Annotated in this window: 16 protein-coding genes; 5 read left to right on the top strand and 11 right to left on the bottom strand. The window is 71.3% G+C overall.

What is annotated here, in order from left to right; genetic code table 11:
* Positions 1-10 precede the first annotated feature (10 nt).
* Positions 11-1,603, top strand: a complete 1,593-nt coding sequence (locus ACIRVH_RS41005) for a class I tRNA ligase family protein (protein WP_403964801.1) — start codon at positions 11-13, stop codon at positions 1,601-1,603.
* Between the two features lie 30 nt (positions 1,604-1,633).
* Here ACIRVH_RS41005 and ACIRVH_RS41000 read toward each other — a convergent pair whose 3' ends face one another.
* The 6 genes from ACIRVH_RS41000 to ACIRVH_RS40975 are packed head-to-tail and all read right to left on the bottom strand — an operon-like array spanning position 1,634 to position 8,377.
* On the bottom strand, positions 1,634-2,782 hold the full coding sequence (locus tag ACIRVH_RS41000) for a VWA domain-containing protein (RefSeq protein ID WP_403964799.1): 1,149 nt from the start codon (positions 2,780-2,782) through the stop codon (positions 1,634-1,636).
* Entirely contained in the window at positions 2,775-3,683 is a 909-nt protein-coding gene (locus tag ACIRVH_RS40995) for an AAA family ATPase (protein WP_403964797.1), read from the bottom strand. Before ACIRVH_RS40995 ends, ACIRVH_RS41000 begins: the two co-directional genes overlap by 8 nt.
* Positions 3,676-4,602 carry an XdhC family protein gene (locus tag ACIRVH_RS40990; protein ID WP_403964796.1) on the bottom strand — a complete coding sequence of 309 codons (927 nt, stop codon included), beginning with the start codon at positions 4,600-4,602 and terminating at the stop codon, positions 3,676-3,678. The genes ACIRVH_RS40995 and ACIRVH_RS40990 overlap by 8 nt, the downstream gene beginning before the upstream one ends.
* A 10-nt stretch (positions 4,603-4,612) precedes the next feature.
* Positions 4,613-6,985, bottom strand: coding sequence for an aerobic carbon-monoxide dehydrogenase large subunit (locus ACIRVH_RS40985; RefSeq protein WP_403964794.1), 2,373 nt, complete (start codon positions 6,983-6,985; stop codon positions 4,613-4,615).
* Positions 6,982-7,503: a (2Fe-2S)-binding protein gene (locus ACIRVH_RS40980; RefSeq protein ID WP_403964792.1), complete on the bottom strand. Its 522-nt coding sequence runs from the start codon at positions 7,501-7,503 to the stop codon at positions 6,982-6,984. The genes ACIRVH_RS40985 and ACIRVH_RS40980 overlap by 4 nt, the downstream gene beginning before the upstream one ends.
* A 1-nt stretch (position 7,504) precedes the next feature.
* Entirely contained in the window at positions 7,505-8,377 is an 873-nt protein-coding gene (locus tag ACIRVH_RS40975; protein WP_403964790.1) for an FAD binding domain-containing protein, read from the bottom strand.
* 116 nt (positions 8,378-8,493) lie between these two features.
* Between ACIRVH_RS40975 and ACIRVH_RS40970 the strand changes: the two genes are divergently transcribed.
* Both ACIRVH_RS40970 and ACIRVH_RS40965 read left to right on the top strand, forming a co-directional pair.
* Complete coding sequence (locus ACIRVH_RS40970; RefSeq protein WP_403964788.1) at positions 8,494-9,450, top strand: LysR family transcriptional regulator; 957 nt, start codon at positions 8,494-8,496, stop codon at positions 9,448-9,450.
* 128 nt (positions 9,451-9,578) lie between these two features.
* Positions 9,579-10,541, top strand: a complete 963-nt coding sequence (locus ACIRVH_RS40965) for an alpha/beta fold hydrolase (RefSeq protein ID WP_403964786.1) — start codon at positions 9,579-9,581, stop codon at positions 10,539-10,541.
* 52 nt (positions 10,542-10,593) lie between these two features.
* Here the strand turns inward: ACIRVH_RS40965 and ACIRVH_RS40960 are convergent, their stop codons facing one another.
* A complete protein-coding gene (locus ACIRVH_RS40960; RefSeq protein ID WP_403964784.1) occupies positions 10,594-11,565 on the bottom strand; it encodes a 2-hydroxyacid dehydrogenase in 972 nt (323 codons plus the stop codon).
* Positions 11,566-11,692: 127 nt separating this feature from the next.
* Between ACIRVH_RS40960 and ACIRVH_RS40955 the strand changes: the two genes are divergently transcribed.
* Complete coding sequence (locus tag ACIRVH_RS40955) at positions 11,693-12,220, top strand: gluconokinase (RefSeq protein ID WP_403964782.1); 528 nt, start codon at positions 11,693-11,695, stop codon at positions 12,218-12,220.
* Between the two features lie 23 nt (positions 12,221-12,243).
* Positions 12,244-13,194: a DUF389 domain-containing protein gene (locus ACIRVH_RS40950; protein WP_403964780.1), complete on the top strand. Its 951-nt coding sequence runs from the start codon at positions 12,244-12,246 to the stop codon at positions 13,192-13,194.
* Between the two features lie 45 nt (positions 13,195-13,239).
* Here ACIRVH_RS40950 and ACIRVH_RS40945 read toward each other — a convergent pair whose 3' ends face one another.
* The 4 genes from ACIRVH_RS40945 to ACIRVH_RS40930 all read right to left on the bottom strand — a co-directional run bounded on the left by ACIRVH_RS40945 (position 13,240) and on the right by ACIRVH_RS40930 (position 18,644).
* A complete protein-coding gene (locus ACIRVH_RS40945) occupies positions 13,240-14,280 on the bottom strand; it encodes a cytochrome d ubiquinol oxidase subunit II (protein ID WP_403964778.1) in 1,041 nt (346 codons plus the stop codon).
* Positions 14,277-15,722 (bottom strand): cytochrome ubiquinol oxidase subunit I, encoded by a 1,446-nt coding sequence (locus ACIRVH_RS40940; RefSeq protein WP_403964776.1) that lies wholly within the window; start codon positions 15,720-15,722, stop codon positions 14,277-14,279. Before ACIRVH_RS40940 ends, ACIRVH_RS40945 begins: the two co-directional genes overlap by 4 nt.
* A gap of 33 nt (positions 15,723-15,755) precedes the next feature.
* Complete coding sequence (locus ACIRVH_RS40935) at positions 15,756-16,595, bottom strand: SDR family oxidoreductase (RefSeq protein ID WP_403964774.1); 840 nt, start codon at positions 16,593-16,595, stop codon at positions 15,756-15,758.
* A gap of 222 nt (positions 16,596-16,817) precedes the next feature.
* A complete protein-coding gene (locus ACIRVH_RS40930) occupies positions 16,818-18,644 on the bottom strand; it encodes a glycoside hydrolase family 15 protein (protein ID WP_403964772.1) in 1,827 nt (608 codons plus the stop codon).
* Positions 18,645-18,775 lie beyond the last annotated feature (131 nt).

The raw sequence follows: 18,775 nt of genomic DNA, 5'->3' as shown, positions 1-18,775 counted from the left end.
CCCCGCTCCCATGCCCATCCATCACAGGGTCCTGCTCGTTCCCATGCAGCCGACGCCCAACGGCCGGCTGCACATCGGCCACGGCGGCGGCACCTATCTCCGGGCCGACGTCATCGCCCGGGCGCTGCGTGCCCAGGGCCACGAGGTCGCGGTCGTCACCGGCAGCGACGCCTACGAGGACTGGGTGGTGGCCGCCGCCCACAGCGAGGGCCGCTCCCCGGAGGAGACCTACCGCGACCACCACACGGGGATCGCGCGCGACCTCGCCCGCCTCTCCATCGACCTGGACGTGTGGATCGATCCGGCGGGCCCCGACCACCGGGACGCCTACCGGCGGCTGCACGAGAACGTCCTGACCCGGCTGCGGACGACCGGCGCCGCCCGTCCGGAGAGGGAGCGGATCCCCTACGCGCAGGACACGGGCCGGCCGCTCGTCGGCCCGTGGATCGCGGGCGACTGCCCGCACTGCGAGCGCCCGTGCGGGGGCAGCACCTGCACCTACTGCGGCGAGTACTTCGTCCCCGAGCAGATCCTCCGGGCGCGGTCCCGGCTCACGGACAGCCCCGTCGAGTGGCGCACGGAGGAGAACTGGTTCGCGACGGCCGCCGATCCAGAGGCCGTCGCCGACCGGCACCGGGCGGCCGGGCTGCGGCCCGTGTTCCTCGCTCCGCTGCTGCGTGCCCTGGACAAGCACGGCGGCCGTGTACGGCTGACCGGACAGGGCGACTGGGGCGTCCGGAGCGGGACGCTGCCCACGGGGAAGGTCATCAGCAACGGTTACTTCCTCTACAGCGTCTACTGCGGTGAGGTGCACCAAGCACTGACCGGCGCCTCCGTGAACCCGTTCGCTCCGGACAGCGGCGTCACGACGGTCGGCCTGTTCGGCAGCGACAACTCCACCCCTGGGCTGCTCGTCCCCGACGTGCTGGCACAGGGCTCGCAGGGGACACTGCGCCCCTTCGACGCCACGGTCGTCAACGGCATGCTGCACTTCGAGGGGCGCAAGTGCTCCACCAGCAAGCGGCACGGTATCTGGCTCTCCGAGCTGCTGGAAGGCACGTCCGTGACCTCCGACGAGCTGCGCTACGCCCTGCTCCACGCGCCACTCGACCACGGCCCCGCCGAGACGTCGACCGAGACGTTGACCGGGCACGTCAACGCCCTGCGCGACTGGGACGCCAAGGTACTGCGCCCGGCCCTCGACCGGCTGCGTCAGCAAACCGGTCCGGTGCGGCGGCCCGACCTGGCGCTCAAGGCTGCGGCCGACCAGTACGCGCTGCTCACCCCGTACTCACCCGACCTGACGGCCGCCGTGCGGGCGCTCGACGACTGGGCGCGCACTCCACTCGACTCCGACTCGGAGTGGCTGGTCGGCCTGGCGCTGCTCGGCCGGCCGCTGCTGCCGGACCTGGCCGGCCTCGTCTGGGCACGGCTCGGCTTCCCCGGCGAACCCGAGCTGGGACAGGCGGAACGCTTCGAACCGCTCCCGCAGCAGTGCCCGGCCACTGCTCCCGCACCGGTCCACGGGCCACTGGACGCGGCGGCACTGCAGCCCTACGTCCACCTCCAGGCGCCGGACGGACAGCCCGGCGCCGGCAACTGACACAGCGGCAGGGGCTGTCTGCAGCGGTGGTCATCGGCGGCGGCGCGGGGCGGACAGTGCGGCGGTGAAGTCGTCCAGGGCCGCGAGGTTGTGGGCGCTGACGACGGCGTCGCAGTAGGGCAGTGCCGCGGCCATGCCGGCCACGAGCGGACGGTAACGCGGGCTCGCCGTACGCGGGTTGACCCAGACGACGCGGTAGGCGACCCGGGACAGCCGCGCCATGTGGGTGGCGAGATCGGCGGGCGGGCCGGTGTCCCAGCCGTCGGAGACGATGGCGACCACGGCGCCGTGCGCCATGCCGCGCCGTCCGAACCGCTCGTTGAACTCCGCCAGGCACTCCGCTATCCGGGTGCCCCCGGACCAGTCCGGGGCCGCCCGTCCGGCCCGTGCCAGGGCGTCGTCCGGCCCGGCCCGCCGCAGGACGGGCGTGAGGCGGCTGAGGCGGGTGGCGAAGGTGAAGACCTCGGCGTGGGTGGCGCGGGCGGCGCAGTAGAGCAGTTGCAGCATCGCGCGGGCGTAGGGCTCCATCGAGCCGGAGATGTCGCAGAGCACGACGAGGTCGCGAGGGCGGGTGCGGGGCACGAAGCGGCGTAGCCGCAGCGGGTGTCCGCCGGTGCGGCGGCTGTCGGAGAGGGTGCGGCGCACGTCGATGCGCGCACCGTGTCGTGCGGTGCGGTGCCGGCGGGACGGCCGGGTCGGGGTGCGGAGCACGAGGGTGCGCATCACCTCGGCGAGCCGCGCCAGTTCCTCGGCGGACAGGTCCGCGAAGTCGCGGCTCGCGAGACGGTCGAGCGGACTCGCGGCGAGCGGGACCGGAGCCTCCCGCGGCTGTGCGTCGGCCTCCCGGCTGCGTCCGTCCGCGGTGGCTTCGCGGGCGCCGGGGACGCGGCCGGGAAGGGTGCGCGGGAGCGAGCGCGCCGGGTCACCGGGCTGACCGCGCTGTGCTCCGCGGTCGGCCGGGCCGCCGAAGACCTCCCGGAAGACCGCGTCGAACGGCTCGATCTGCTCGGGGTCGGACACCAGGGTGGCGAGCGCGCAGTGCCGCAGTTCGCGCGTCGTCGACGGTGCCAGCAGGGTGAGCGCCCGGGCGAAGCTGCGGGTACGGTCGGGGCCCGCCTCGACCCCCGCTGCGTGCAGGGCGGCGGTGAACGAGGCGGCCAGTTCCGGCAGGTCAGGCATCGGTGCCTGGCTTCGCGTCGATCAGGTCCGCCAGTCCCGCCCGGCGCACGGCCGCAAGGTCCTCGGCGTACTTGAGCACCGCCCCCAGGGTGCGGTCGGCGGCGTCGGCGTCGAGGACGGACAGGCCCAGTGTGTGCAGCGCGCCGGCCCAGTCGATCGCCTCGGCGATGCCGGGCGGCTTGGTGAGCTCCTGCCGGGCCCGCAGGCGCGCCACTCCGTGCGCCACGCGCGGGGCCAGCCACTCGGCCGACTCCGGCACCCGTCTGCGGATGATCGCGGCGACCCGTGCGGTGTCCGGGTAGTCGATCCAGTGGTAGAGGCAGCGGCGTTTGAGCGCGTCGTGCAGATCCCGGGTGCGGTTGGAGGTCAGTACGGCCACCGGGGGTACCGCGGCCGTCCGCGTGCCCAGTTCGGGGATGGTGACCGCGGCGTCGGCGAGCAGTTCCAGCAGGAACGCCTCGAACTCGTCGTCGGCGCGGTCCACCTCGTCGATGAGGAGCACGGCGGGCCGCGGTCCCGGGTGGCAGATCGCGGCGAGCAGCGGCCGTGGCAGCAGGTAGTCCTCGGTGAACAGGTCGGCGTCCCGCAGGGGCTCCCCGCGGGACTCGGCGAGCCGGATGGCCAGCAACTGCCGTGGGTAGTTCCACTCGTACAGGGCCTCGGCCGAGGACAGTCCCTCGTAGCACTGCAGCCGGATCAGCGGGGTGTCCAGCACGGCGGCGAGCGCGCGGGCCGCCTCGGTCTTGCCGACGCCGGGCTCGCCCTCCAGCAGGATCGGCTGCCGCATGCGCACGGCCAGCAGCAGCGCCGTGGCCAGGGCGTCGTCGGCCAGGTAGCCGACCGCGTCGAGACGCGAGCGCAGGGCGGGGACATCGGGTACGAGGGGGTCGAGGTCAGGCATGCGCGTAACGGGAGGGGTCGTCGGCGAAGGCGTGCCGGCACCCCGGCCCGCAGAAGTACACCCTGCTCCCGGACCGGTCCAGTGAGAGGGTGTCGGGTGTGATCGGCACGGTCATGCCGCACACGGGATCCACGCCCTCGGCCACGGCCTGCGGCGCGGCGGTGCCGGTTCTGGGGCGCGTTGCCCGGGCCGTCTGCGGCCGCAGGGCGATGATCTGGGCGTACACCGACAGCGCGATCTCTCCCGGGGTCCGCGCGCCGATGTCCAGACCGGCCGGGGTGTGGACGTGCGCGCGTTGTTCCTCGGTGACGTCCAGCCCGGCGAGCACCGCCGCGCCGCGCTTCGGACTGGCCACCAGCCCGATGTACGGAACTCCGGCGCGTGCGGCCTCGATCAGCAGGGTCTCCTCGTCGCGGCCGTGTGTGGCGATGACGACGACGTCCAGGTCGGGCGGCAGCGGCTCCCCGGGCGAGGCCGGCCGGGCGTCGAGGCCGAGCACACGGCCGACGTCGAGCAGGGCGCGGGCGATGGGGGCGTGTCCGTAGACGTACGCCAGTGCCGGGGGGAGGTTGGCCTCCAGGAAGATGTCGAGCGTCCCGCCCGACAGGCAGGGATTGGCCACCGTGACCAGGCCTTCGACGGACTCCCGCGCGCCTTCGGTGCCGGTGTCCACGCCGGGCGTGATCCTCAGCAGCAGCGACTCGCCGGTCTGGAGGACCCGCAGGCCCTGCAGTTGCACGGTCGTCTCGGCGCAGCTGCCGCCCACGAAGCCCTCGATGGTGCCGTCGGGCAGCACCAGCGCGCTGTCCCCGGGCTTGGCGCTCGTGGGCCGTTCCGCGTGGACGACGGTGGCCAGCACGAACGGGGTCCGGCCGTGCCGGAGCGCGTCCGCCCGGGTCAGCAGTTCGGGGTTCGTCATCGCGGGCGCCTCAGGTGATCGCCAGGTCCGTGCGCAGCGGCCGGCCCTGCGCGGCCCGCCACACCGCGGCGGGCGTCAGCGGCATGTCGACATGGCGTACCCCGAGCGGCTTCAGCGCGTCGACCACGGCGTTGACCACCGCGGCGGGCGAGCCCACCGTGGCGGACTCGCCGACGCCCTTGGCTCCGATGGGGTGGTGCGGGGAGGGGGTGACGGTCTCGCCGAGCTCCCACGAGGGGCATTCGACCGAGGTGGGCAGGAGGTAGTCCATGAACGACCCGCCGAGGCAGTTGCCGTCCTCGTCGAAGGCGATCACCTGCATGAGCGCCATGCCGAGGCCGTCGGCGAGTCCGCCGTGCACCTGTCCCTCGACGATCATGGGGTTGATCCGGTTGCCGCAGTCGTCCACGGCGACGAACCGGCGGACCTTCACCTGGCCGGTGTTCGCGTCCACGTCGGCGACGCAGATGTACGCGCCGAAGGGGAAGGTGAGGTTCGGCGGGTTGTAGACGCAGCTGGCGTCCAGATGGCCCTCGACGCCTTCGGGCAACTCCAGGTTGGAGTGTGCGGCGAGCGCGATCTCGGCCATGGTCCTGCCCTGGTCGGGGTCGCCCGTGACGAACCAGCGGCCCTTCTCCCATTCCAGGTCGTCCGGGCTCACTTCGAGCATCGCGGAGGCGACGATCTTCGCGCGTTCGCGCACCTTGCGGGCGACCAACGCGGCCGCCGCTCCGGACACCGGTGTCGAGCGGGATCCGTAGGTGCCGAGCCCGAAGGGGGTCTGGTCGGTGTCGCCGTGCACCACCTCGACGTCCTCGGGCGGGATGCCCAGTTCCTCGGCGACGATCTGCGCGAACGTCGTCTCGTGGCCCTGCCCCTGGGTCTGCACGGAGATCCGCAGGACGGCCTTGCCGGTCGGGTGGACCCGCAGCTCGGCACCGTCGGCCATGCCCAGTCCCAGGATGTCCATGTGCTTGCGCGGGCCCGCGCCGACGGCCTCGGTGAAGAAGCTGACCCCGATGCCCATCAGCTCGCCGCGCTCGCGCTTCTCGGCCTGCTCCCGGCGCAGGTCCTCGTAGTGCGCGATGTCCATCGCCAGCCGCAGGGCGCGTGGGTAGTCGCCGGAGTCGTACTCCCACCCGGTCTGCGTCCGGTACGGGAACTGCCCGGGCCGCAGCAGGTTGCGCATCCGCAACTCGCCCGGGTCCATGTCGAGTTCGGCGGCGAGCACGTCGACCATGCGCTCGACCAGGTACACGGCCTCGGTGACGCGGAACGAGCAGGCGTAGGCGACACCGCCGGGCGCCTTGTCGGTATAGACACCGGTGACGGTGCAGTGCGCGGCGGCCAGGTCGTACGAGCCGGTGAACACCCCGAAGAAGCCGGCCGGGAACTGCGTCGGCTGCGCGGTGGCGTTGAACGCGCCGTGGTCGGCGATCACTTGGACGCGCAGGCCCAGGATCTTCCCGTCCTTGGTCGCCGCGATCTCCCCGTGCATGTGGTAGTCGCGGGCGAACGACGTGCTCATCAGGTTCTCCGAGCGGTCCTCCACCCACTTGACCGGCTTGCCGGTGACGATCGAACCGACGACCGCGCACACGTAACCCGGGTAGATGCCGACCTTGTTGCCGAATCCGCCTCCGATGTCCGGGGAGATGATGCGTATCTTGTGCTCCGGGATGCCGGCCACCATCGCGTACAGCGTGCGGTGGGCGTGCGGGGCCTGCGTGGTGGACCACACCGTCAGCTTCCCGGTGATGGCGTCCATGTCCGCGACGGTGCCGCAGGTCTCCAGCGGCGCCGGGTGCACCCTCGGGTACAGCATGTCCTGCGCCACCACGACCTCGGCGCCCGCGAAGACCTCGTCGGTGCGCTCCTTGTCGCCCGCCGACCAGTCGAAGATGTGGTTGTCCCGCTGGCCCTCCTTGTCGTCGCGGATCACCGGTGCGTCCGGCTCCATCGCCCGCAGCGCGTCGACGACCGGCGGCAGCGGCTCGTACTCCACGTCGATCAGCTCGAGAGCGTCCCGCGCGGCGTAACGGTCCTCGGCGACGACGAAGGCGACCTCCTGGCCCTGGAAGCGCACCTTGTCGGTGGCCAGTACCGCCTGGGTGTCGTACGAGATCGTGGGCATCCAGGCCAGCCCGAGTCCGGCCAGGGTCTCCCCGGTGATCACGGCCTTGACCTTCGGGTGCGCCTCGGCGGCGCTGGTGTCGATCGACACGATCCGGGCGTGCGCCAGCGGGCTGCGCAGAATGGCGCCGTGCAGCATGCCGGGCAGCCGTACGTCGTCGACGTAGGTCCCGTGGCCGCGGACGAACCGCGCGTCCTCCTTGCGGGGCATCCGTCCGAAACCGACCGGCCGCTCCTCGGTGGTCGTCATGCCCTCACCTCCTCGCGGCCGGGCGCCGGCTCGGTGCCCGCATCGGCGGTCTGCCGCCCGCCGCCGTGCTCGGCGGCCCAGCGGACGGAGCGCACGATGTTCTCGTAACCGGTGCAGCGGCACACCTGTCCGGAGATGGCCTCGCGGATGTCCTCCTCGGACGGGTCGGCGTTGTGGTCGAGCAGCCAGCGGGCGGTCATCATCATCCCCGGCGTGCAGAAGCCGCACTGCAGCCCGTGGCAGGCGATGAATCCCTGTTGCACCGGGTCGAGTTCGGCCCCGTGCGCCAAGCCCTCGACGGTGCGCACCTCATGGCCGTCGGCCATCACCGCCAGCACGGTGCAGGACTTGACCGGCGTCCCGTCCAGCCAGACGGTGCACACCCCGCAGTTGGAGGTGTCGCAGCCCCAGTGGGTGCCGGTGAGTCCGAGTTCGTCGCGCAGGAAGTGCACGAGCAGCAGCCTGGGCTCCACGTCCCTCGTGTGCTGCTCGCCGTTCACGGTCACGGTGATCCGCATGTCACGCCTCCTGCCCCTGGGCACGTGCGGCGGCGGCGCGCAGCGCCCGCATAGTGAGCTCCCCGGCCAGATGCCGCTTGTAGTCGACCGGGCCGCGCTGGTCGGCCGTCGGCCTGCATTCCTGCGCGGCGATCCGGCCCGCCTCGGCGAAGGCCTCGTCGTCCGGTCGTCCGCCCCGCAGGAAGTCCTCGGCCTGCTCGGCCACGAACCGTGGGGCACCCACCGCGGTCAGGCCGATGCCGGCCTCGGTGACGACCCCGCCGGAGATCTCCAGCACCGCTCCCGCGGCGACGACCGCCCAGTCGCCGACCCGGCGCTCGACCTTGCGGTAGGCGCTGGCGTGCGAACGGATGGGCACGCGGATCTCCACCAGAAGCTCCGCCTCGTTGAGCGCGGTCTCGTACGGTCCGAGGAAGAACTCCCTGATCGGGATGGTGCGCCTGCCGCCGGGCCCTTGGGCGACGAGGGTCGCGCGCAGTGCCGAGAACGCCGCGGACAGGTCCTCCGACGGGTCGGCCTGACACAGTGAGCCGCCCACGGTGCCGCGGTTGCGGACGAGCGGATCGGCGATGACCCGTTCCGCGTCCCGCAGGATGGGGAAGTGCTCGCCGACGACCGGCGAGGCGAGCAGGTCCGCGTGGCGGACCATCGCTCCGACGGCCAGGTCGTGACCGTCCACCCGGATGAGCGCCAGCTCGCCGAGGCCGTTGATGTCGATCAGGGCTTCGGGCTGGGCCAGCCGCAGCTTCATCATCGGCAGCAGGCTGTGTCCGCCCGCCACCACCCGGGCTTCGGGGCCGTACCGTGTGAGCAGCTCGACGGCCTGCTCAAGGCTGGTGGCCCTCTCGTACTGGAATGCAGCCGGAACTTGCATCGGGCCCTCCTGGGTCGCTGTGCCCGTTGCTGAAGTGATGTTGCGCTCTTCCGTACCGGCCGTGCAATGGGTGGATAAGCATTCACTTATCACCCCGAACGCGAGAAAATCGGACGGTGACCGTCACGCAGCTCAGCACCTTCGTGCTGGTTGCCCGGCTCGGTTCGGTGGGCGCCGCGGCGCGGGCTCTGGACGTGAGCGAGTCCGCGGTGTCGCAGGCGCTCGCCGCGCTGCGGACCCACTACGGCGATCCGCTCATCCGGCGCACCGGCGGCGGTGGGATGCGTCTGACACCCGCCGGGGCGCGGCTGCTGCCGGTCGCGTCGCGGATGGTCGCACTGAGCGCGGATGCCGAGGCCGCGGTGCGGGCGGCACGGGGCGCGCCCGACGAACTGCGGGTCGTCGCCACGAGCACGCTGGCCGAGTTCGTGCTCCCGTCGCTCGTGGAGGCCTTCGCCTCCCGCTCGGGGCGCAGGACCGAGACCTCGTTCGGGGTGGCCTCCGGCAACGAGATCCGCGTACTGGTGGAGAACCGGCTGGCCGACGTCGCGCTCGGGCCGTACCTCGGCGCCGCCCGCAGGGGCGAACTGGTCAGCGAGCCGCTGTTCCGCACCCAGCTGGTCGTGGTGTCCGGTGCCAGGTCGCCGCGGCCGCCGGGTCCCCCGCCGCGGTGGTCATGGCTGGTCGATTCCTCCGGGACCGATCCGGACGCGGACTCCGGGCGGCTGCTGCGCCGGCTCGGAGTGGCCGAAGGGCATGTGTGGGTGTTCCCCAACCAGGCCGCGACCTGGGCGGCCGCCGCCGAGGGTGCGGGAGTGGCACCGGCGTTGGCCCATCTGGTGTCGCCCCGCATCCTCCGGGACGAGCTGCGCATCCTGGAGACCCCGGCCACACCGTCGGACGCCACGTGGCACGCCACCGTTCTGCAGCCGGAGCACCGTTCACCGGCCACCGACGCGTTCCTGCACTTCCTGCACACGCCCGCGGCGACCCGCATCATGCGCGCACCCGGCGCGGGTGTCCCGCCCTCCCGGTTCCGGCCCCCGGTGTACGTCACGCTCTGGGGCGCGTGAGGAGACGACCCTCCCTCATCGACGTGGCGGCGTACTTTGTGGAGCCCGGGTGAGCGAACAGGGCAGGCCCGCGACAGGCTCAGGAGCGGTACCACCACGCGATGATCACGGTGCCTACGCTCAGGTCCATGGTTGAGCATCGCATGGTTGACGTGAACGGCGTTCGGCTGCACATCGCCGAGCAGGGCGACGGCCCCTTGGTCGTGCTGCTGCACGGCTTCCCCGAGTCCTGGCACTCCTGGCACCGCCAGTTCGGCCCCCTGGCCGGCGCGGGGTTCCGCGTGGTCGCCCCCGACCAGCGTGGATACGGACGCAGCGACCACCCCCGCGATGTCGACGCCTACACCATCCTCCACCTGGTCGGTGACGTCGTCGGACTGATCCAGGCCCTGGGTGAGGAGAAGGCGTACGTCGTCGGGCACGACTGGGGCGCGCCGGTCGCCTGGCACACCGCCCTGCTGCGACCGGACATGGTGCTCGGGGTGGCCGGCCTGAGCGTACCGCCCCCCTTCCGCGGGACCCAGCCTCCGCTGGCCTCCATGGACCGGCGTTTCGGGGGCCGCTTCTACTGGAACTACTTCAACCGGCCCGGCGTCGCCGACGCCGAGCTGGCGAAGGACACACGCAGCGCTCTGCGGAAGATCTTCTACGCGGCTTCCGGTGACGCTCCCGGCGCCGGCGAGGGCCGGCAGCCGCTGGTCGACCCCGAGCGCGGCTGGCTCGCGACCATGCCCGACCCCGAGGTACTGCCCGAGTGGTTCACCGAGGACGACCTCGACGCGCTCACCGAGAGCTTCTCCCAAGGCTTCACCGGGGCGCTCAACTGGTACCGCAACCTCGACCGCAACTGGGAACTGACCGCTGCATGGCACGGTGCCGTCGTCACCCCGCCCGCCCTGTACGTCTACGGCGACCGTGACGTCGTCCCCGCCTTCCCCGGCACGCCCGAACTCATCGAGCGCCTGCCCGAACTGATGCCGAACCTGCGGCGCGAGCCTCTCCAGCTGGCGGGCTGCGGCCACTGGACTCAGCAGGAGCGCCCGGACGAGGTGAACGCGGCGCTCATCGACTTCTTCGAGGCGACTTCCTGAGTCTCGGAAGATCGACCGGCCACCCGCCACGCGTGTTCGGCCCGGAGCTTCGTCAGCGACCGGGTCCATGAGCGCTTCGAGGCGCGGCCACCACGTTGGCCAGGGCCTCTCCGGCCGTGTACCGGGCCAGCTGGGCACGAACCAGCGCCAGTGCCCGGGGGCGGAACGCTGAGGTGGTGGCGGCCGCATGGGGGCTGATCAGGGTGTGCGGAGTCGTCCACAGGGGATGCCCCGGCGGTAGCGGCTCCGGGTCCGTCACGTCGAGTGCCGCGCTCACCCGCCCGCTGCGCAGGGCGCTGACCAGTGCGGTGGTGTCCACCACCGGGCCTCGGGCGATGTTGACCAGCAGGGCTCCGTCCTTCATCCGCCCGAGAAACCGTACGCCGACCAGTCCGCGGGTCGCGTCCGTGAGCGGCACGGTCAGCACCACCACGTCGGCCTGTGGCAGCAGGGACGGCAGCTCGTCCATGGAGTGCACCGGCCCTTGGGGCAGCTGTCGTGCGGTGCGGGCCACGCGCAGCACGTGGCACTCGAACGCCGTCAGGCGGGCTTCGACGGCGGCGGCGATGGAGCCGTAGCCGAGCAGCAGAACCGTCCGGTCGGCCAGCGCGAGCCGGAAGCCGGGTGTCCAGCGCTCCGCGTCCTGGTCGCGGACGAAGTCGGGGATGCCCCGCAGTGCGGCGAGCGTCAGCGCCACCGCGTGTTCGGCCGTGCTGGTCGAGTGGACGTCTCTGGCGTTGCAGAGCGTGACCCCGGCGGGCAGGTGGGGCAGCACGTCGTCGACGCCCGCGCTCAGGGACTGCAGCACGCGCAGGGCCGGCAGCGCCGGCAGCAGGGGCAGCGCCGCGCTGGTGAAGGTGTACGGGATGACGAAGAACTCGACGGCGTCCAGGGCCGGGCCGTCGGGGACCCCACCGGTGCCGTCCCAGACGAGCGCATGCCATCCCGGAGGAAGACCACCGAGGTCGCCCGGCGTGAACGGCAGCAGGAGTCGCTCCCTGTCCGAGGTCTTGGCGGAGGTCATCGGGCGGGCTCCTGGCGCGACAGCCGGCTGCGGTCGGGGACAGCGGGTTGGCTCGTGCAGCACGTCATGGAACGACGGGTGATAGTGGATGTGCACCAGTGTTCCACCGTCACCTCAGGGAGGCTCGTTGACCAGCGCGGTCGGCGGTTCACGCGTGGTGATCGTCATGGGTGTGTCGTCGTCCGGCAAGTCCGCTGTGGGACCAACGCTCGCAGCGCGACTCGGTGTGCCCTTCCTGGAGGGCGACAGCCTCCACTCCGCGGCCAACCGGGCCAAGATGGCGTCCGGGCACCCCCTCGACGACGCCGATCGCCGACCCTGGCTGGCGGCTCTCACAGAGTGGATTCGCACGGCCGCGGCAGGTGGGCACGGGGGTGTCGCCACGTGTTCCGCGCTCAAACGCGCCTACCGGGACCAGTTCCGGCGCACCGGAGCGGACCTGTGGTTCATCCATCTCGCTCTGGCCCGCGACGTGGCCGCGGAGCGGATCGCCCGTCGCAAGGGTCACTTCATGCCCCCGCAGCTGCTCGACTCCCAGTACGAGATTCTGGATCCGCTGGAGGCCGACGAGCCGGGCGTCACCATCGACGCGTCCGGCGACCGGGAGCAGGTGCTGGCGCAGGCGCTGCGCGCAGTGGCCGAGCCGCACCTGTAGTTCGCGCCCCGCAGGAGGTTCGGATGGACTTGATCCACTTCCGCATGGTCATGCCGCCGACGCTCACCCAACGGGCCGTCGACCTGCTGGCGTCGAACGACCGCGTCCTCAACGTGGTGGTCGTGAAGTCGGCCCACGTTCCGGACGGTGACGTGTTGGAGTGCGATGTGGTGAAGGGTGCCGCGAACGGCGTGCTGGACGGCTTGCGCAAGCTGGGGATCGACCGTGCGGGGGCGATCGCCGTCGACGACGTCGACCTGATGTTCTCGCACCGTGCGCAGCAGATCGAGGACGAGCAGCCGAGTGCGCTCGTCCACGCGCCGCTGTGGGCCGCGGTCGAGGCCCACATCCGGGCCGGGGGGACCTACCCGCCGTCCTTCTACCTGTTCCTGGTCATCGCCGGGCTCATCGGCTCGGTGGGCATCATGACCAACTCGCAGATCCTCATCGTGGCGGCCATGGTGGTCGGCCCCGAGTACAACGCGATCACCAGCATCGCGCTCGGGCTCGACCGTCGTAACCGCCGCAGGATCTGGGAGGGGACCCGCGCGCTGACGACCGGATTCCTGCTGGCCATCGCGATCACGCTGGTCTTCGCCCTGCTGGCGCGGGCCGCCGACCTGCAGTCCACGGCCTTCGATCTGGGCCTGCGGCCCGTCTCCCACCTCATCGACACACCGGACGTCTTCTCGGTCGTCGTCGCCGTCCTCGCCGGCGTGGTCGGAGTCGTCTCGCTCACGGAGGCACGTACCAGTGCGCTGCTCGGTGTCTTCATCTCCGTGACCACGATTCCCGCCGCCTCGGACATGGCCGTCTCGCTCGCCTTCTCCGAATGGCACGAGGCGCGGGGCTCACTGTTCCAGCTCCTTCTCAACGTGGCCGTTCTGGTGGCCGTCGGCGTCATCACCCTGCGCGTGCAGCGGCATCTGTGGCGCCGCGCGGCTCGTCGTGCCGCCACGCGGCCGCAGCACTAGCGATCCGGGCCGGTCACGCCGATCGCGAGGAAAGGCCCCCCGAGGTCACCCCTCGTCACCCGCCCCGCCGCGCTGCAACTCGGCGTCGGTGAGACCCTCCAGCTCACCGTGGGTGTCCAGCCAGTACAGCAGGGCGACCGCGGGAAAGACCAGCACGACGGCGACGAGGGTGACGAGCCCGAGCCAGCGCAGCGTGGTGTGCGCGCCCGCCCCCTGTGCAACGGTGAGTGAGGTCGGGATCAGGTAGGGGCGCTGAGCCATGCCCCAGGCGATGACGGCCGACGCCACCACCCCGACCGCCGCAACCCGGGACCAGTCCGCGGAGGGACGGGTGAGCAGCCACGCGGTGGCGAGGGTGGCCACTACTGCCACGATCACGAAGACGAGTCCCACGCCGTGGGTGAGCCCGTGCCACACGTGGGGGGCATCGCCATGAGTGACGATCAATGTGATGACGGCGAGCACGGCTACGGCGGCGAGGGCTCCCAGGGCACGCCTGCGGAAGTACCCGTCCAGGTCCGGCGCGCCGAAGCGCCGGGCGTCGGCCGCGAGGAAGACGGCGCCCAGCATCGCCGTGGCCGCGACGGCGAGCAGACCGAACAGCAAAGACGTCGGATTGGCCCAGGCGTCCGTGGACGCCGTGGTCGTGGCGGACACCCGGCCCGAGGCCACTCCCCCGATCGCGGCGCCGAAGAAGAACGGTGTCAGCAGCGAGGCGACGGCGAAGACCGCTCCGTACAGCCGGCGGCCGGCCAGTCGCCGGGCGGGCTTGCGCAAGGCAAAGCCGGCGCCACGCAGCACAATGCCCAGGGCGGCAAGCGTCAACGGTAGCCACATCGTGGTGAACACCTGTTGGAAGAAGACGGGAAAGCCCGTCCACATGACGACCAGCACGAAGATCAGCCAGACGTTGTTGACCTCCCACACGGGCTCCATCGCGTGGTCGATCAGCCACCGTGGGCGCTTGCCTCGCTCCGCTCCGCCTGCGGTCAGGTCCCAGAATCCGGCGCCGTAGTCGGTGCCGCCACCGCAGGCATAGGCGGCGATCACGATCAGCAGGACGACGGCGATGACCCCGGCGATCACAGCCGGCTCCCGGTGGAGCGCGGCCCGTACGGTGTGTCCGTCTCGGGGGTGTCCGTTTCCGGCGTCTCCTTCGGTGGCTGCGGTCCGCCCTTCTCGTCGGCGAGCCGCCAGCGTGTGCGCATCTTGAGCAGCACGGCGAGGAGCGATCCGAAGACGAAGACGTACACCACGATGACCACGCCGAACGTGATCCACAGGCTGGTGGAGCGGGTCGCGGTCACCGCCTCGGCGACCCGCATGTACTGGTAGACGATCCAGGGCTGGCGGCCCACCTCGGTGGTGATCCAGCCGCACTCGACGGCAATGACGGAGGCCACGCCCGCGCACGCCGCCCCCCGGAAGAACCACGGAGAGGTGGGCAGTCGGCGGCGCCACAGCCACAGGACGCCGTACCAGAGGGCGAGCAGGAGCAGCAGGGAGCCGATGAAGACCATGGTGTCGAACGCGAAGTGCGTGATGGTGGCCTGGACGGCGGTCGGGCGGTCGTCGGCCGGCACGGAGGTCAGTCCGGTCACCTTCGTGTCCGGGCGGAAGCCGGCGAGGATGGAGTCGAGCTGGGGGATCTTGATGCCGCCGGAGACCGTGCCGTCGGAGTGCAGTCGGCCGTAGAGGTACTCCGGCACATGAGTGTCGGTCTTCCAGACGATCTCCATCGCGGCGAACTTCACCGGCTGCTTGTGGAACACCTGGCGGGCGATGGAGTCGCCGAGCATGAACTGCACCGGTGTCAGCACCGCGGCGAGTGTGAAGGGGACCGTGAAGCCGAGCCGGTGGTACCTGTCGCGGCGGCCACGCAGCCAGCCCATCGCGTAGACGCCCGCCGTGACGTAGCCCGCCGTGACGAACATCGCCACCACGAAGTGCCAGTACTCCGGGCCGAAGATGGGCGTGAAGATCGCCTTGCGGACGTTCACGTCCACGGGGTTTCCCGCGGCGTCGAGGGTGAAGCCGCGCGGTGTGTTCATCCACGAGTTGGCGGCCAGGATCCCGAAGGCGCCCAGCAGGGCCACGAAGGGCAGCGGCAGCGCGAGCAGGAAGTGGGTGCGGGAGGGAAGTCTGCGCCAGCCGTAGAGATAGATGGCGATGAGGACGGCCTCCAGGAAGAAACCCCATCCCTCCACCCCGAAACCGAGGCCGAAGACGTCACCCCACCGGCCCATCATGCCCGGCCACAGCAGCCCGAACTCGAACGACAGCACGGTGCCCGTGACCACGCCGATCGCGAACTGGACCGCCATGACGGCCGACCACCGCCGTGCCAGCAGCAGGGCGGTCGCGTCGTCGTGGCGCAGACCGTAGCCGTGCATGATCAGTGTGATCAGCGGCAGTGCCACGCCCAGCGGCACCAGGATGATATGGGTGACGAGGGTGAAGGCCATCATCGATCTGGCCGGGAGCATCTGCGGCGGCGCGTCCGCCAGCCAGGTGAGCGTCGTGTGCATGCGTGTGTCCCTGGTAGCCCGGTACGAGGACGGTCAGCCGCCGGTGGCGAAACCGGGGAAGAGGGTCATCCCGCCGTCCACGTAGAGGGTGGCGCCCACGACGTAGTCCATGAGGTCGGAGGCGATGCCGACGACCGCGTAGGCGATGTCCTCGGGATCGCCGACGCGGTCGTAGGGGATCAGCCGCAGGAGGTCCTTCTGGGCGTCCGGGGTCTCCCAGGCGCTGCGGTTGATGGGGGTCTTGATGGCTCCGGGGGCGACCGCGTTCACCCGGATCTTCTTCGGGGCGAGTTCCTGGGCGAGGGTCTGCATCATCATCTGGACCCCGCCCTTGGAGGAGGCGTAGTTCACGTGCCCCGCCCACGGGATGATCTGGTGCACCGAACTCATGCAGATGATCTTCCCGGCGGCACGTGAGACCTCGGGCACGACGCCGCGCCGGAGGAACTCCTTCGTCGCCTCGCGCGCGCACAGGAACTGTCCGGTGAGGTTGACGTCCAGCACCTTCTGCCACTGGGCGACGGTCATCTCGGTGAACGGGGCGTCGCGTTGCAGTCCGGCGTTGGCGACCAGGATGTCGATCGTGCCGAATTCCTGGACCATCCGGTCCATCATCGCCACGACCTGGCCCTCGTCGGACACGTCCGCCTCGTAGGCCGCCGCCTTCACCCCGAGGGCCTTGATCTCCTCGACCACCTGCTCGGCGTCCTCACGCCCGGCCACGTAGTTCACGACCACGTCGGCGCCGGCCCGGCCCAGGGCGACGGCCGTGGCCCGGCCGATCCCGGAGTTGGCGCCGGTGACGAGCGCCTTCTGCCCCTTGAGCAGATGTGCGGGGATCACGTTCTGCGGTGCACCCTCGGCGGAACTCACGATGTCTGTCTCCTCCACTCCATGGCCCGGATCAGCCGGGCCGTGGCCCGGAGGTTCAGCCGCCACACAAACACCGTGGACGAGGGGCCGCAGCGTGGGTGAGCCCGCGTTGGGCTGACCGACTGAGGATCTTCGCCCGATCGGAGGCGGGCTCGTCGGGCCACGGGTACCCACCGCGCCATGGGGTGACCGCCCACGCGAAGGGCGTGCGCCGGTCGGGGTTCAGTCGGGGGTTCGCCAGAGCCGGTCGAGCGCGTCGTTGAGCGTCGTGGCGGCCATGATGAGGGACAGATGGGTGAAAGCCTGCGGGAAATTGCCGAGTTGTTCTCCGCTCGGACCTATCTCCTCGGCGAAGAGGCCGACGTGGTTCGCGTAGGTCTGCATCTTCTCGAAGGCGTAGCGGGCGTCGGCGAGCCGCCCCGCGCGGACGAGGGCGTCGACGTACAGGAACGTACAGAGACTGAACGTTCCTTCGTTCCCGCGCAGTCCGTCGGGAGACTCCTGGGGGTCGTAGCGGTAGACCAGGCTGTCGGAGACGAGGACGCGGTCCATGGCGTCCAGGGTGGTGAGCCAGCCGGGGCTTCGGGGGGAGATGAAGCCGACCCGGGGGGCGAGCAGGAGGGACGCGTCCAGGACGTCGCCTCCGTAGTACTGGACGAAGGCCTGCTCCTTCTCGTTCCAGCCGCGTTCCATGACCTGCTCCAGGATCTCGTCCCGGGCGCGGGTCCAGCGCGCGGTGTCGGCCGGCCTGCTGAACTCGGCCGCCAGCTTCAGACCACGGTCGAACGCGGTCCAGCACATCACCCGGCTGTAGGTGAAGTCCTTGCGTCCGCCCCGGGTCTCCCAGATCCCTTCGTCGGGCCGGTCCCAGGAGTCGGCGAGCCAGTTCAGGGTGGCGGTCAGGCCCTTCCACCCGTGATAGCCCATCTGCTCGCCGATCGTGCGGCCCTCGGCCAGGCCGTACAGGGCCTCGCCGTAGATGTCGAGCTGCAGTTGGTCGGAGGCGGCGTTGCCGGCCCGGACCGGGTAGGAGCCGCGATACCCCTCGAAGTTCTCCAGGATCTCCTCTGTCAGATGAGGGTCACCGTCCACCCGGTACATGATCTGCAGGGGTTCGCCGTCCGGTCCCGCGTTGGCGCTGAGGCGGGCGCCGAGCCAGTGGGTGAAGCGGGTCGCCTCCTCCACGAAGCCGAGATCGAGCAGGGCCCGGATCGACAGGGACCCGTCTCTCACCCAGGTGTACCGGTAGTCCCAGTTGCGCTCACCCCCGACCTGCTCGGGCAGCCCCATGGTGGCGGCGGCGACCGGAGCACCCGTGGGGGCGTAGGTCAGGAGCTTGAGCGTGATGGCGGAGCGGTACACCGTGTCCGTCCAGCGGCCACGGTAGCGCGAGGTGCGCACCCACAGCTGCCAGAAGTCGACGTTCTCCCAGAGGCCTGCGCTGACCCCTTCGGCGGTGGGTGGTGGCGGCGCCTCTCCGCCCGGCGGGCACATGGTGAACACCACGGCGGCCGTCTCCCCGGCGTTGAGCGTCCGGGCGCCCCGGACGTCCTGCCCGTCCTGTTCGAGCGGGATCGTGCTCTGCAGGTGGGCGGTCGCGCCCGGGGCGTGGAACGTCGCCCGTTCGGGCGTGAGGTCGAGCCGGTGTTCCGCCCGCGCGTAGTCGAACCGTGGCCGGCAGGTGAGCTCGAATCGCACGGTGCCGCGCACCGTACGGGCGACCCGCACCAGTTGATGCCGGTCGGTCGCTTTCGTGCCCGGCTGGACCGGCATGAAGTCGATGATCTCGCCGACTCCGTCGGGAGACATGAAGCGGGTCACCAGGACGGCGGTGTCCGGGTAGTAGAGCTGTTTCCAGGTCCCCTCGGGGTGCACCGGCGCGAGCAGGAAGTAGCCGCCGCCGTCGTGGTCGAGCAGGGCGGCGAAGACGCTGGGCGAGTCGAAGCGCGGTGCCGCGAACCAGTCGATCACGCCGTGCGACGACACCAGAGCCGCGGTCTGCAGGTCCCCGATGAGCCCGTGCTCGGCGATGGGCGGGTAGCGATCCATGGAGGTCTCCTTGCTGGTCCCCTGCTCAGGCCGATGCCGCCGTGACCCGTCCCGTACGGACGGCGTCGACGAGTGCCTGGTGGTCCCTCTCGTTCTGGTCGGCGTAGAGCTCGGCGAACGTCACGAGCGCC

The sequence above is a fragment of the Streptomyces sp. NPDC101165 genome (genome assembly GCF_044768135.1).
Lineage (GTDB): Bacteria > Actinomycetota > Actinomycetes > Streptomycetales > Streptomycetaceae > Streptomyces.
Note: the sequence above shows the minus strand (reverse complement) of the source record. Positions and strands in the feature narration are given on the sequence as shown.